The 16138-nt window shown below is 35.9% G+C and carries 6 protein-coding genes; 1 reads left to right on the top strand and 5 read right to left on the bottom strand.

The genetic code is table 11. The features are described from left to right. Positions 1–1877: HYR-like domain-containing protein (locus HGK31_RS14145; protein WP_191860953.1), on the bottom strand; the 1877-nt coding region annotated here is incomplete at its 3' end. Positions 1878–2339: 462 nt separating this feature from the next. On the opposite strand from HGK31_RS14145, the gene HGK31_RS14140 reads away from it, so the two are divergent. Beyond that, the gene (locus HGK31_RS14140; RefSeq protein WP_191860951.1) at positions 2340–2825 is read left to right on the top strand and encodes a SixA phosphatase family protein; all 486 of its coding nucleotides are present in this window, start codon (positions 2340–2342) and stop codon (positions 2823–2825) included. A gap of 19 nt (positions 2826–2844) precedes the next feature. Here the strand turns inward: HGK31_RS14140 and HGK31_RS14135 are convergent, their stop codons facing one another. From HGK31_RS14135 to HGK31_RS14120, 4 genes are all read right to left on the bottom strand, one after another. After that, complete coding sequence (locus tag HGK31_RS14135; RefSeq protein ID WP_191860949.1) at positions 2845–3810, bottom strand: PorP/SprF family type IX secretion system membrane protein; 966 nt, start codon at positions 3808–3810, stop codon at positions 2845–2847. A gap of 39 nt (positions 3811–3849) precedes the next feature. After that, complete coding sequence (locus HGK31_RS14130) at positions 3850–12054, bottom strand: T9SS type B sorting domain-containing protein (protein WP_191860947.1); 8205 nt, start codon at positions 12052–12054, stop codon at positions 3850–3852. A gap of 64 nt (positions 12055–12118) precedes the next feature. Beyond that, positions 12119–14647 (bottom strand): PorP/SprF family type IX secretion system membrane protein, encoded by a 2529-nt coding sequence (locus HGK31_RS14125; RefSeq protein WP_191860945.1) that lies wholly within the window; start codon positions 14645–14647, stop codon positions 12119–12121. 1 nt (position 14648) lies between these two features. Continuing rightward, a complete protein-coding gene (locus tag HGK31_RS14120; RefSeq protein ID WP_191860943.1) occupies positions 14649–16106 on the bottom strand; it encodes a T9SS type B sorting domain-containing protein in 1458 nt (485 codons plus the stop codon). Between the last annotated feature and the right edge of the window lie 32 nt (positions 16107–16138).

Genomic DNA, 16138 nt, shown 5'->3' with positions numbered 1-16138 from the left:
GTTAAACATTGGTATGCAACGTCAGCAGGTGCACTAGGTGCCACAGGGTCAATAGTATCAGCAACCGTAATAGTTTGCGAAATAACCGTTTCATTATTACAGCTATCAGTAAACGTCCAAGTACGTGTGATAACCACATTACAAGGATCAGAATTATCAGTTGAATCTGAACCAGTCACAGTAATGTCACCAGCGCAGTTATCAGTAGCCGTTAAATCACCAGGAGCAGGAACATCTGTTAAACATTGGTATGCAACGTCAGCAGGTGCACTAGGTGCCACAGGGTCAATAGTATCAGCAACCGTAATAGTTTGCGAAATAACCGTTTCATTATTACAGCTATCAGTAAACGTCCAAGAACGTGTAATAACCACATTACAAGGATCAGAATTATCAGTTGAATCTACACCAGTTACCGTAATATCTCCTGCACAAGCATCAGTGGCTGTTAAGTCTCCTGGAGCAGGAACGTCAGTCAAACATTGATAAGCGATGTCAGCAGGTGCACTTGGTGCAGATGGAGCAACCGTATCATCAATTGTAATAGTTTGTGTATCTGAAGCAGATTGTCCACAATCATCAGAAATAGTAAATACTCTTGTAATTATTGTTGGACAAGTACCTGAAGCTGAATCTTGATATGTAATTTCAGCAACATTATCTTCAGTAAAAGTTCCGCCTTCTGCTAAAAATTGCAATTCAGAAATAACTGATGGTGTTGTACTGTAAGGTAAAGAGGTCAATGAGCCATTAGTAACATCATTGGCATCACATCCTTCAACATTGATATCAACTGGTGCGTCAATAATTGGAGCCGTATCATCACCAACTACAATTGTAGCATCTTCACTTATTGAACAATTATTTTCATCTGTTACCGTAACAGTATAAGTACCTGATGGTAGGTTTGTGAATTCATTTCCGTTTTGAACAGAACCTCCTGGTTGAGGACTGATACTATAGGTATAAGCACCAAAACCGCCTGAAACACCGTTTGCAGTTATTGCTCCAGTGGTTCCGCCATTACATGGTGTATGTGTAACATCAAGAGTCAATCCAACTAATAACGGATAAACCGTGACTACATAAGATTGATCATCTATAATACCATCATTATCTGTAACTGTTAAGGTCACTGTATAATCACCTGGACCAGGAAATGTGTGTAATGGGTTTTGAGCATTAGAGTTTGGACTACCATCACCAAAATTCCATACATAATTATATGGATTATCAACATCACCTCCCGTAGTGCCATCAGTAAATTGTATTTGGTACGAATTACAAACAATTGCAGAACTGAAGTTCGCAATTAAAGGTGCGTTAACCTGAAAACCATTTGCGTCAAAGTAACACTTAGATGGATTCGGACCACATGCTCTTCCAGCATTTGATTGCCATGACATGTAAAAGTTTCGTAATTGTATTTGATCACCACAATTCCAATTTACTTGTTGGACTTGCACATTTTGTCCTACTGGTAAAGCTTGTCCCTCATATAAACAATCGTTTACATGATAACTGAAAACACCATTAATGAATACATCATAATCTATATATAGACTATAACGACCAGCACCTGTATTTGCATTAAAAAATGCAAAAATATAGGCAGTCTGCGGTGTGCCTGGTGTACAGTTATTGTTTAACGGATTACCATTGATGTCTGCTAGATAAAAGTTACCTAATGTAAAATCGTTGGCTGAACATGAATCAACATTGAGTGCTGATGATAGCGAATCCGTGTTAGTAACACCTGAATCAACCGACAGTGCGGCTTCTTTACTTGGTGTTTGCCCCATTGCGAAACTATGTACAAATAATATAAATATTATCACATAGCTAGGCAGATTAATTTTATGAGTAATTGTCTTCATAAGATTGTAGATTTGTATTTACTGCAAAAATTTGTTTTTTATCTATTAAGTATTAACAAGCTTAATTGTTATACAAATAGATGATATAATAAAATGTTATTGAGGGAAGTGCATTATGTAATAATGCGAATGGATTAAGATATTTCATTTTGATTTGGGGTCATAAATTAATTAATAGCTTACGACACAAATAAATAGCGATATTGCTATCAAATCAAATAAAAATGCCAAATAACTCATAAATTCGATAAAAAGTATGAGAAAAACCTTTCATCGGATTATTGAGATAATTTAACGGATGACTTTTTTGCAGTCTATAATACAGGATGTTACCATTGGTTAATAAATTAGTTCTAGATTTGGTTAATATTTTTTTTACTTTTAATTTATTGGGCCAATATATGTCATTTGTCTGAAATATCAAACACTTTATCGATATTTTTTGAATTTAATCGATTGAATATGAAAAAATTAATTCTAGTTAGGCATGCAAAATCCTCTTGGAAACACGATTTAAGTGATATCAACAGACCATTAAAGGAAAGAGGTTTTAATGATGCTAGATTGGTAGCGGAGACTTTTGATACTTACAATTTTCAAATTGACGCTGTACTATCTAGTGATGCTGTACGTGCTATGACCACAGCGGAAATATTTAAAGATGTATTAAAAATTTCTGAAATTGATTTTAGTTTGAAACACGCACTCTACGATTTTTCAGGTGAGAGTTTAGTAAATGTTATAAAGAATTGTAATAATAATATTGACTCATTAATGATTTTTGGTCATAATTATGCGTTAACTAATTTTGTGAATAGTTATGGTAGTAAGTACATTGATAATGTACCAACAAGTGGCGTTGTAGTCATCAATTTTGATATAACAGATTGGGGTCAACTCAAAAAAGGAAAAACAATCTTGACACTTTTTCCTAAAGAATTAAAATAGGCAACTATTTCCTGAATTATTAATTCGTATCTGTACATATACAATCACTCAATCCTTGTAGGAAGTCAAAACCAATAGTAATCATATGGGTACCAGAGTTATAACCTGCTAAATCATTCATGGTTATTTGATAAGAATAAGCAAAATAAAACTTTGATTTCATGATACCAGCCATAGGTCCTAGATTAAGGGGTTTGAATGGTTGATCATTAAGAAAACGGTAAGAAGCACCAATCCAATAGTAATCTTCCTTTCTATTATACTTTCTATATTTAAAATTAATATCGGTACTAGAACGGTTATCACTTTCAAACATTTGAAAGAAAACAGATGGTTCAAACTCTACACGTTTATTGTGCTTGCTTTTTATGACATATCCAGAATATATTTGGTAGTTACGTAATAACTCGGGTTCAATACCTCTAAAGTCTTCAATTTCCTTACTCAATAAATTATTGATATTTAAACTAAAATAAAATCCACCATATCTGTATAATGCGCCTACATCAAAGTTATTATTAGAATTTGATCGATCACCGTCAATATTTGGATCTACGATGGGAATATCGTAGGTAGGTTGAAAATTATTTACATCTACTCGAAAACTATTGAGGTTATAAGATACACCCAATGATAAAAACTGTCTTGTCGTATAATCAAGGGTTAAGTGATGTGAAAATGACACTTTCAACCCTTTCTGGTGTGTGTTTCCATTTTTATCATTGTAAAGCGATATACCAGCACCAGATCTGTTGGCAACTCTAATATCAGCATACAGTGATTGATTGTCAGGAGCATCCTTAATGCCTACCCATTGTGTCAACCCGTTGACTCTAATTCTCATATTGTCGCCAATACCAGCATATGTTGGTGAAATCACAAAATCATTATCAGCTAAATACTGGGTCCAAACGGGTAGATTTAACTCTTGGGCAAAACTCTGTCCAATGATTAAGACTAGTATATATTTTAGTAAATTTTTCATAAGGTTAAGTTTAGTTGTCAAGTTCATCATGCATCATCATTATCTGTAAAGTGTGAAATTACCGACAAAATCACGGTCCGAATTAGAGCTGTTTAAGTTCACTACATACCAGTAATCACCAGTTGGTAGTTCTTTATCATTATATCTGCCATCCCATTTTTCACCAACATTTAATGTAACAATTTTACGACCATACCTGTCAAATATTGAGAAGGTTAGGTTAGGATAGTTGTTTGTACAACCAGGCGTCCAATAATCGGCAACACCATCACCATTCGGTGTGAAATAGTTAGGGATACAGATATCAACAAACTCCATGAAAATGGTAGCCATAGCTGTACAACCACTACTGTCAGTTACAACAACAACATATTCGCCAGTTTCTGTAATAATAAAGGTGTTGGTGCTACCGTAATCTTCACCATTTAAAGTGAATTGATAATCTCCAGTACCACCATTAGCAATCGCAGTAAATTCATTAAGGTCAGTTTCATTAAGTACCAAAGTAACAGGTTCGACTATATCAATATTAAAAAATTCAGTAGTTTGAATACAGCCGTTGGTATGTCTCACATCAATATAATGTCCATTGCCAGCTGGCACATCTATAAACACATTGCTTGCTTGGTAAGGACCACCGTTTAATGAGTAATCTAAATCATCTGGATTGGTAATGCTATCATCTACTAGAACAGTAACTGTATTACTTTGTGCATTATTAACACAATTATATTCAACAACTACAAGAGGGTTAATGCTTACCGATTCAGGGAATGTAATATTCCATTCAGATTCGCAACCTTGACTATCTCTAACAAATACGGTATGATCGCCACCACCAAGGTTTGTAAAGTCAAATTGTGTTTGAGTTGCAGATCCTGTAGTATAAGGACCATCATAGTTACCTAAACTCACACTATATGGAGCGGTTCCACCTGAAATATCAATACTAAATTCACCATCTAAATCACCTTCACATACTTCTGGAAACATAGAATCTGCTACTATACTGATAATAACTGGTATAGGTTCCGTAATGGTAAAGTTGAACGTTAAGTAACAACCCAACTCATCTTGAACAATGACATCATAATCGCCGGGAGCTAAATTTTCAAAAATATTGGTTTCAAAAAACTGGTCTAATTGTGGTGAGATGGCATATTTGATAATTCCAGTACCACCACTAGCTGTAATTTCTAGAACACCGTCTTCCGATCCTGTACACGTGACATCATTAACCACAAAAGTAGCATCTAATTGTGTAGTAGGTTCTGTAATAGTAATTGGTGCAGTTGCAGTATCACAATCGCCACTTTCAACATATACTACATAAGTGCCAGCAACAAGTTCTGTAAAGACACCAGGTGAATTTTGTGTTGCAGGAATGGTATTTCCAGCAGTATCCTGTAGGGTGTAAATATAGTTTCCTAATCCACCTTGAGCTGTTGCTACAATTGAACCTGTATTATCACCAGCACAATTAATTGTTGGATTAGTAGATTCTAAATTAATCAGTAGAGTAGGTAAGGTGTCAATTGTAATTTCATTTGATGCATTGTTAACACAACCATTGGCATCCATGACATAATAAGTGTATGTTCCTGGACTAACAGAAAATGTCGTTGATGCTGTAAATGATCCTAAAACAGTAGAAAAACTACTATCATCACTATAGGTATAAGGCCCTGTTCCACCAGAAGCACTTAAAGTAAGAGTTGCATCAACTAAACAACTTTGTGTTGAAGCTGTTACTAAATCTACTTCAATAGGTGTTGGTTGGTCAATTACAATATCTAGAGATGAAGTCTCACAGTTAAAACCATCAGTAATCATTATATTATAAGTACCAGCACCTAAATTAGAAAACACATTGGATGTTTGTGGACCAGATGTACTAGGTGTTGGTAAAATAGTATTTAAAGTATAGGAATAGTTGCTTCCTTGACCGCCAGTGACATTAGAAACCGTAATAGTCGCATTTTGATCACCAAAACAAGACAATAGCGTAGTGCTAGGTGTGAATGTAGCATTGATTGGTGTTGGTTCAACAAGTGTAATTGGCATTGAAGCCGTACAACCTGATGAGTCTCTTACATTCACGGTATATGATCCAGCAGATAAACCTGTAAACGTATTATTAGTTGAATATGCTACAGTAGCAGCACCAGTTAGTTCATATTCATAATCTCCCCAACCACCTGTTGCAATGGCAGTAATTGTACCGTTTATGTTATCACAAGTTACATTTGAGGTTTCATTTACCATCAATGCTATGGCTTCAGTTGGTGAGCTAATAATAATATCTGAAGTAGTAGAACAAAATGGAGATTCAGTCGCTGTCATAACAACTGAATAACTTCCAGCCGACATACCTGAAACAGTAATTGGATTAGTAGAAGTATTAGCATTAATAACACCAGTTACAGATGTAGCTGTGCTATCAAAAACTTCATAATTATAAGCTCCAGTATAACCATTTACTAATATTTCAAAAGAACCATCATTACCACCAAAACACGTTATTGCTGTTGGTGTCATACTAATTGATGGTGGAACAGCAGCAGTTAATGAAATTTGTACATCTTCTGAACAAGATGTTGCTGTATCAGTAATTGTTATGGTATATAATCCAGATGGTACACCTGAAAACACATTCCCAGCTAAACTAATAGAAGCAGGATTTGGGTTAATACTATAAGTGTATGAACCAGAACCACCAATAGCAGTAACTGTTATTTCTCCATCATTATCATTACATGTTGGAGTAGCCGTAACTGAAGGCGTTAAGTTTAATGGTGCCTCAATAGTTACAGTAACTAAATTACCACAACCATTGGCATCATTCACTTCGATAGTATGGGTTCCAGAATATAAGTTAGAAATCGTAAAAGGAGCCGTTTGTGTTTGAAAAGCACCACCATTAATGCTAAAACTGTATGGTGGTATTCCAGCATTTGTTAATGCAACATCAATTTCAAAATCACCTTCAGCTGTTGTACATTGATCAGTTAAAGTTGCAGTAATAGTAGGAGTAGGATCCATAGGTAAAACTATAACAGGACTTGTTTCAATACAACCATAAGCATCTAGCACATGCACGTAGTAATTGCCGGCATCCATATTAAATGTACTTGATGACGCCCAAGATGTATCATTTGCAGGTGGAGCTGTTGCACTAGTTGTTATTTGATATTGATATGGAGCCGTTCCATCATGACCAACCGCACTAATAACACCAGAATTGGCATTACAATTTGCATTTTGATCTACTGACACAGTCAGACTTAATGGAATAGCAGATTCCGTTATGTTAAATGGTGCCGTAACTATTCCACAACCGGCATTTGGTCCAGTTGTTTCATTAATAAGTACATAATAATTCCCATATGGCAATGGTCCTAAATTGGTAATTGTTTCAGACCCACCAGCTGCTACTGTTCCAGTTCCAGAAATTCCTGTTGATCCTAAAGTAGATGAATCAAAAATTTCATAGCTGATATTTGTAGCAACACCATAAGAACTGTTAACTGTAAAGGAAACGTTACCATCAGCACTTCCTGTACAGGTGATGTTATTGGCACTAACAGCGCTAACAGTCAATGTAGAGTTAGTGGGAATAGGCGTAGTTGCAGGCTCATAATAACTACAATTAGTTGACGCGTCATATACAATAAATGTGTATATAACACCAGGTGTTAAGCCTGTAAAAGTAGCCGATTCACTTCCAGGAGCATCTTCAGGAATCCATGATCCTGGTGGATTAGGATATACAGAAATTGCACCTTGATAAATACTGAAAAAGAATGGTCCTGAACTACTTAAAGTACTACCAATACTCACAACAGCTGTTCCACCAGTAGCACAATCCACAGTTGCAGAAACAGAGATATCTAAATCTGAAGGAGGCGATGCAATAATCACATCTTGGATTAGTACTGAACAACCGTTTGCATCTACAACATTGACTTGATATAGTCCAAAATCAACAACATCAAAACTAACAGAAGTTGTTCCGGTTGAATTTGTTTCAGAATTTGAATATCCATTGGTTCCCGTAACAAAGTAATTGTAAGGAGCTGTTCCACCAGTTACACCATCAATAATTATGGAGCCTTGAGACACACCTCCACCCGTACATGAAATATCTACTGTATGATAATTTACAAGTATGGGATCTGGTTCGCTAATAGTTATGGTATCTGTTCCTGTACATGATTTGGCATCCGTTACTGTTATAGTATAAGTACCAGCTGGCAATCCAGAAGTTTGTGTTCCATAATCGGTTCCTGTTGTGTCATTATGCACATTGATAACAAACGGAGGTGTTCCAACCGATGTATCAATAGTAATATCAATTGCGCCATTGGAATCACCGTTACATAATATGGGCTGTGTTTGGATAATTAAACTAATTGCAGGTGGCACGATAGGATTGATGGTGTGTACCATAGATTCTGCGGTACAACCATTGGCATCTGTAATTTCAAATTGATACGTACCTGGAGTTGTGGTACTATAAGTAAACGTTGTTCCGGTTGCACCTAAACCAGTGTAACTTCCACCATTAATAGATACAGCATAAGTATATGGAGCAGGACCAGAAATAGTTCCGGTAATTACGGCATCTGGATCTGATGTACAATCTAAATCTTCAGTCAACACAGTAGCGACCGTTGGTGTAGGTAATGGGTCAATAGTATAGGTTTCACTATAGGTACAGTCGTTCTCATCAATTACCTGAAATGTATAGGTTCCAGGAACTAAACCAGAAAAGGTATTAGATGTTTGATAAGGTGTTACAGCAAATGCTGGTGCTATTATTTGATATTCTAAAATACCAACACCTCCAGTTGTACCAGTAATAGTTACCGTTGTTGTATTAGATGGACAGGTCAAAGGTGTATGATCGAACATTAAATCGGTTGGAGGATTTAATGGGTCAATAGTCACATCATTTGTAATAAAGGTACAGTCACTAGCATCTTGAATGGTTATTGTGTAAGTTCCTGTTGTTAATCCAGTAAATGTATCACTTGCTTGAAAATTTACGCCATCAATACTGTAAGTGTAAGGGGGTGTTCCACCAGAAACTCCAGTTACGGTAATGGTTCCATCTGATGTACAGGTATAAGCAGCTGTTAAGGTTGCGGTACCAATTATTGGGTCAGGTGATGAAATAGTAACTGTTTGTGGGTCGGAATTACAAACCGAACCACCAAACGAATATTGAACAACGACATCATAATTGCCTTCAGGTAAATTGGTGAAGGTCGATGAGTTTGAATACGATGCACCACCATCAATGCTAAACTCTAAACTATTGCCATTGGCATTGGTTACATTAAAAATAATTGAACCATTAGAATCTCCAGCACAATCCAAATCAGTGGTTGAAACTGTATATTCTGGGGCAAGTATTGATTCAACTTCAATAGTTGTGCTGGCGCTACAGTTGTTAGAATCTATAACAGTAATATCATAAGTTCCAGCACTAGTAACAACTATTTCAGGAACGGTTTGAAAATCCGAAGAACCATTTATAAAATAGAAGTATGGTGGTGTTCCTCCTTCAGGATACACTGTTATTTCACCATCGGTACAAGTTAATGGTATTGTAATAGCAGCTGTAACCGTTAATAATGGTGGTTCAATTATTTCAATATCTTCTGTATGGGTACAACCGTCTTCAGTTTCAATTACGGCAGTATATACTCCAGGGTTGAGGTTAGCAAACGTATAACTGTTTTCGGTTATTGGACCCACACTGTTTACAAGTGTGCCACCATCATAAATGGCAAAGAAATATTGCGGATCTACATCGTTTGCAGCTAAATGAATACTTCCTAAATCGCCATGACAAAGTGGTTGTGTTACGATATTGGATACTGTAAAATCACGAGCTCTGATTTGTACATCTGGTACAGTAAAAATACATGGGTTGGTATCAATTCCAACCTGTCTGATGTAAACTGTGTAAGTTCCAGGTGTAGGAACTGTAAACACATTACTTGCTTGAAAGTTTGTGCCATCAATACTGTATTCATAACCACTAGGAACATTATTAACCGTAATGGAACCAGGTGTTGTACAAATAATATCTGTTGAGGTTACAGTCGGATTCAATATATTTTGATAAACGTTAAAATAAAATTGTGCAAAACAACCACCTTCAAAGTTTATTGTAATTCTAAATTGACCAGCTGTGTTTGCTACATAATTTGGTCCAGTTGCGACTTCATTCCATGTACAAGCGCTATTTTCATTGGCACAATCAGGATCAGTAACAGGAGCACAGCTAGATTCATCTAACTGTTCCCATATAATTGAAGTAGCCCCAGCGATGTTAGTTTCTATTTCTCTAATATCATTGGCACCACATAAAAAGATGTTTGGCAATGGTTTACCATCATTAGGACAAGTAACTACTTCATCAGCATAAGGGATAACAGGGTTCGTTAAACTACTGCCTCCAAAAACAGAAACATTATATTGTTGAACTATAGACTGACATGGTGCAATGGCATTGTTAAATGAATAATAGGTGCCAGTTGAGGTTATTGTAATACTTTGACCTGTACCTATTTCAGGAGTTCCTGTAGGACTTGTTGACCAAGAGTAGGAGTCATAACCATCAGCGGCTGTTACCAAAACACTATCTCCGCAAAGTGAAATATCCTGAACAAATTCACAATCAAGATTTACCAAAAAGTTGGTTGCTTGAGGTGAAATTAAACAGCCTGTATTACTGCTATAACTAGGGTCATCAGTTACGTAAAAATTTGGATTGTAAAAACCATAGTACGATGCAAATGCTTGGTTATTAATTATATTAGAACATGAATCGGCTAATTCATTACAGGTTTCAACCGTTTGCGCTTCAATTCTTATTTCATAAACAGGATCGTTTTCTTCAACTAAATAATCTGCTATATTAAAGATAATTTCACGTGTTCCAGGATCGTAACTGGCAACTGTAACACCAGGAGGCAATACTAAATCTGTAGGATAATTAAATATGATATTTATTGGAAGAATATCTCTAATCTGAAAATTAGTAGCGTGGTCATTACCTACATTTTGAAAACCAATTATATAATTTAGAGGTTGTCCGAGACCTATTGTTTGTCCACCAATATTATTTCCAGCGTCATCCTCTACGATTTTAGTCAGAACAATATTAGGTTCAATGATTTCAACTGCAAATGCAAAGAAATATTGAAAATAAACATCCTGATCACTGACTAAACTAAACGTTGCAGAAGTAGCATCATTAGCAATTAATGAGTTTCCTGGGTTAGGCACAACCATTACACCTGTATCAAAACCTAAAGTATTCGTACTATTTGGTACTCTGTTATTAACAGGTGTTGCATCTAATCGCGTAACAGAACTATTAAAAAAGTTATTTGCTGGTCTGTCTGCAGCAGACATTGGTACACCATTTAACTCTAAACGGTCATTTTGAATAGGTTTATCACCTTCCAATGTTGCAAATGCCAAATTAGCTCTTACAGGGGCAGGAGCAGGAACGGTTCTAAATCCAGAAATGGGAATATCCACGTTTACTGAACTACTTATGGCACTAAAACCATCAAAACTCGTAATAGATTTTCCAGGCATGGTTGGGTCTTCATATACAATGAATAAAGACCATCCTGCAGAAAAACCAGTTCCGTTGTATGGATCAAAAGTAGCAGTTTCACCTAATGCGCTAGATACATTTGCTACAGTATATGTACCTAAATCTGCACCAGAACCAAAACTTGTAACAATTGACGTAACATCTGCATAACATGAATACGGAAAGCTATTGCCTGTAGCCGATCCGTTGGCATCGTATATGATGGTTCCCGTTACATCATTGTATCCACCAGTTGGGCCTTTCAACTTCACATTGGTTATTGGCTCATCACCATTAGTTACGGCTCCCCAATACAAACCCGCATAAATAATTCTATAACAATTCGGGTTTGGTATTTCTAAATCAGCACTTGAAGAACTAAAAGTAGAAGCATCACCGTCTATGTCAATATATTGCATATCTACATTATGATTGTAGGTATTATTGTCATTAAAAGCGTTATTATCTGGGCCAAGAATATTGTTACCAATTAAAACAATATCTCCACGTAAGTCCTGATTAAACCTAGGTGTGAATGGCACATAGTTCTGGGCATAGCTTTGTAACCCAATAAAAATCAGTGATGCAATAAGAGCGATTTTTGAATAAGTAGGCTTTTTCATGTTATTTATATTTGTCTTTTCGTGACTTGGGGCAATGTCTTTCGAAAAGCGAGTTATTTATATTTTAATCTTCGATTTTTACAATCGACATTTTGTTGTTGTATGCTTTTGATCCTTTAGTTTTTTGTGCTTGGTTTGCTTCGTTTATGTTATCAAATTTGTTTGCATAGATGTAATACTTACTCGTGTTTACATCGTAGAAGAAGTTGATATTGCTTTCTCCTGATGCTACAGCTTTTCTTAAGAACTCGTCCCTTTTGCTAACGTCGTTATGAACAGCTAAAATCATATAATAACCTTCATCAACATTTGCCACATTCTTCATTATTTCAATATTTCCACTGCGTTCTTCTCCAAAATCGAAATCTTCTTTTGTCAGTGGTTCTGAACTTAATTCTGTATTCTCTTTGATAGCTTTTAAAGTCGCTCTGTCTTGAGAGTATCTATCTTCTTCATTTTTATAGGCTGCACGCTTAATTCTACGTTTTCTTTCATAATCGGTTGCTACCTTAATGTCAATTAACTGTGCTTCTAAATCAGTTTTTGTTTTTATTGCTGTGGCTTGTTCAGATTTTAATTTCTGAATGGTCTTTTTATAGAACAAACTCACTTCATCCATTTCAATAGTATCAATTTGTTGTCTTTGCTCATAAAGTTCTTCTAGCTCTTTGATTTTTGAACTACGTGATTTTATGGCATTGTCTAAATCTGATTTGATAGCCTCTAATTTTGCATTTTCAGCAGAAATACTTTTAAAAGGTTTAGGTTCCATATAAATACCTTGTTCGCTTAAATCGTTTTCTTCTTTTAAGTCTTTAAGATCTTGATCTTTACTAGCAACCACAGCCTTTAACTCATTCAAAAGATCAGCTTGCACTTCTTTGGAGTTTTCAGTTTCATTTGCTAAATCATTCATTGATTTTGCAAGTGCATCAGTAGCTTCTGGAATGATATTTTCATTAGCTTGTTCTTGGGCTTCTTGTTGTGCTTTAGCTTCAGCAGCAATGCGTTCTTGTTCTTGAGCTTCTTGTTGCGCTTTAGCTTCCGCAGCAATACGTTCTTGTTCTTGAGCTTCTTGTTGCGCTTTAGCTTCCGCAGCAATACGTGCTTGTTCTTGGGCTTCTTGTTGCGCTTTAGCTTCAGCAGCAATACGCGCTTGTTCTTGGGTTTCTTGTTGCGCTTTAGCTTCAGCCGCAATACGTGCTTGTTCTTGAGCTTCTTGTTGCGCTTTAGCTTCCGCAGCAATACGTGCTTGTTCTTGAGCTTCCTGTTGAGCTTTAGTTTCAGCCGCAATACGCGCTTGTTCTTGAGCTTCCTGTTGAGCTTTAGCTTCCGCAGCAATACGTGCTTGTTCTTGGGCTTCTTGTTGCGCTTTAGCTTCCGCAGCAATACGTGCTTGTTCTTGAGCTTGTTCTTGAGCTTTAGCTTCAGCCGCAATACGCGCTTGTTCTTGAGCTTCTTGTTGCGCTTTAGCTTCCGCAGCAATACGTGCTTGTTCTTGGGCTTCCTGTTGTGCTTTAGCTTCAGCCGTAATACGTGCTTGTTCTTCAGCTTCAGCTTTAGCAATTGCAGATGCTTTTCTGTTAGCTTCAGCTTTGGTATTGGTTGGTTTTGCTGTGTTTTTCTTCTTTTTATTTGTAGTGAATAAACCACTTACATCATCTTCACGGCTGTAATCATAGCGCTCTTTGTTGGTAAACTTATATGCTAAAGTTAGCTCATGAGCTGAACCAAAATTTGATAATGAACCCATGGCTTTTTCATAATTATATTCTATAGAAATTTGTTGGGTAATATTTAGACCAAAACCACCATGTAATCCATATAAACTACTGTATCCAACTTGTGCCCAAATACCCATTGGAATCGTTAGCATAGCTGTTCCGGTAATGTTTGTGTTTTCATCTCTAAATTCTACTCTAGCAAGCCCTGTAAACTTACTTTCATCAATAAAACTATTACTATACATGTAACCAGTGTACATTATATGACCTTGAATACCTTGTTCAGGGTTATCTTGAATTAATTCTGAAGTACTGAAGTTATATAGAATAGCATTGTTTATTGTGACACCAAAATCAACAAATGCAGTACCGTAATTTATTCCTGGGCTTACACTTAATAAAAAGTTAGATGGAATATTATCTAAAGATGGATCCGGATTATTGGTAACTACGTTTCCATTATTAATGCCGCTGCTATATGCGCCAACATTGATACCGAATGTTAAATTGCTGTCCCTATTTAACTGTGCATTATAAGCGAAGTTTACAATACCACCAAATGTTGTAAGTACACCATAGTTTTGTTGAAATAAACCAACGCCAATACCAATATTTTCTCTGAACCTTCCTGAGTAACTTGCCAAATAGGTAAGTGGTGCATTATCAAATTGAATCCATTCTCTTTTATTGGTAATACTGATGTATTTGTTTTGCTGTCTTACAAAACTAAATGTAGGGTTAATGGCATATTGATTATAGGTTAAAGAATTCCGTATTGGTAAAGCAAGAGAAACCACACCATCCTCTTCTTGAGAATAGAAAAACTGCGTAGTGCAGAAAAATAATATGGTTAGCACAATTGCTTTCATGTTACTTTATAATGGTTATAGAACCTTTTTTTGTTTCGTTGTCTTGTGTTGTTATGATGTAATAATAAACTTGGTTTATACTAGTTTGGTTTAATTGGTTTTCTGGCCAATTGTTTTGGTAATTGTTGGTTTTTAAAACAACCTTTCCTTGATTGGTCATTATCAAAACTTCAGTATTGGTTCCATTGACATATATATTTGGAATTACCCATGTATCATTGACGCTGTCACCATTCGGACTGATAACATTTGGAATTTTTTCAACATCTGGAAATGGGTCAATTGGCTCATTAATTGTAAACATAAATTCTCTTGAACCTTCACAACCAGTACTTTCTGAAACAACTACCGTATAATCACCATATTCAGTGGCATCATACATGTCACTTGTAGCATCAGAAATCAAATTACTATTTAAGTACCATTGATATTGTGGGTTTATGGCAGTTGATGAAATAATAACAGTTAATGTTTCACCAATTTCAATAGTGTTTTCTTCATCAACATTAATTGTTGCTTCAAATAATTCACTTACTAAATCAATGGATCCAGAAGCGGAGCAACTGCCTAAATCGACTTGTACTGAGTACACTCCAGATTCATCAGTTTGATACATTTGTCCTGTTGCATTGGATATGGCATTACCATCCTTAAACCATTGGTAACTATTACCACTTATAGTACTTAATGTTGTTAAACCTTGGTCTGGACAAAATGGATTTCCCAAGCTTGAACTAATTGTAACATCAGCTTGACCTGAATTCACTTCAGTAATGGTTACTCGGTTTGAGAAAGAATCAGAAGTACAAGTACCATAATTAGTTTCAGCAAAATAAGTGCCTTCTTCAGTAACATCTAATGTTTCTCCTTGCGATACAAAAACTGAAGTAGTTTGACTAGTTTCTTTAAACCAGTTAAAAGTAAGTGACGGGTAATTCAAAGGAGAATCATTATCACCTGTACCTGGATTATCAATGGTTAGCAAGTAACTGCCACCTGAACAAAAAGCTCCAGTTGACACTAAATTGTTTATTGTAAAAGGACTATCTTGGATTTTGTAATAAGCAGCAAAAGCTGCTGATCTCGCACTTGTTGCAGCAGGTGCAGTACTTTTTATTCTTATTTTATATCCTTCACCAGCTGTTGTATTTGGTATTGAGAAACTTAAAGTAGCAGGCGAAGTTGTAACCGAACCAGCAGCAGATGTAAATAAGACTGTTGGGTCAGTGAAATCACCATTGGCATCAGACATTTCTATTATAAATTGGTTTGAGGCTTCTAAGTTTGATTCTGGGGAAAATACAAAGGTTGTATTATAAGAATTGAAGGACTCACTAGCACATGCCTGACTAAACCCCAAGTTAGGTGTACCAATAACTATTTGCCCATTCGCACTATTAATTAGAGCAAACAAGCAAATAATAACATACAATTTTCTTGAGATAGTAAAGTTGTGCATTCAATAGTAGTTTAAGGTTTAATTAGGTGGAT

The organism is Hanstruepera ponticola, assembly GCF_012931685.1.
In the GTDB taxonomy this organism is placed as follows: domain Bacteria; phylum Bacteroidota; class Bacteroidia; order Flavobacteriales; family Flavobacteriaceae; genus Hanstruepera; species Hanstruepera ponticola.
This window is presented reverse-complemented; position numbering and strand designations above follow the sequence as displayed.

Bases quoted from the DNA above. Each gene is read 5' to 3' on its own strand.
- HGK31_RS14140 (WP_191860951.1), top strand. From the start codon at position 2,340: ATGAAAAAATTAATTCTAGTTAGGCATGCAAAATCCTCTTGGAAACAC.
- HGK31_RS14135 (WP_191860949.1), bottom strand. From the start codon at position 3,810: ATGAAAAATTTACTAAAATATATACTAGTCTTAATCATTGGACAGAGT.
- HGK31_RS14130 (WP_191860947.1), bottom strand. From the start codon at position 12,054: ATGAAAAAGCCTACTTATTCAAAAATCGCTCTTATTGCATCACTGATT.
- HGK31_RS14125 (WP_191860945.1), bottom strand. From the start codon at position 14,647: ATGAAAGCAATTGTGCTAACCATATTATTTTTCTGCACTACGCAGTTT.
- HGK31_RS14120 (WP_191860943.1), bottom strand. From the start codon at position 16,106: ATGCACAACTTTACTATCTCAAGAAAATTGTATGTTATTATTTGCTTG.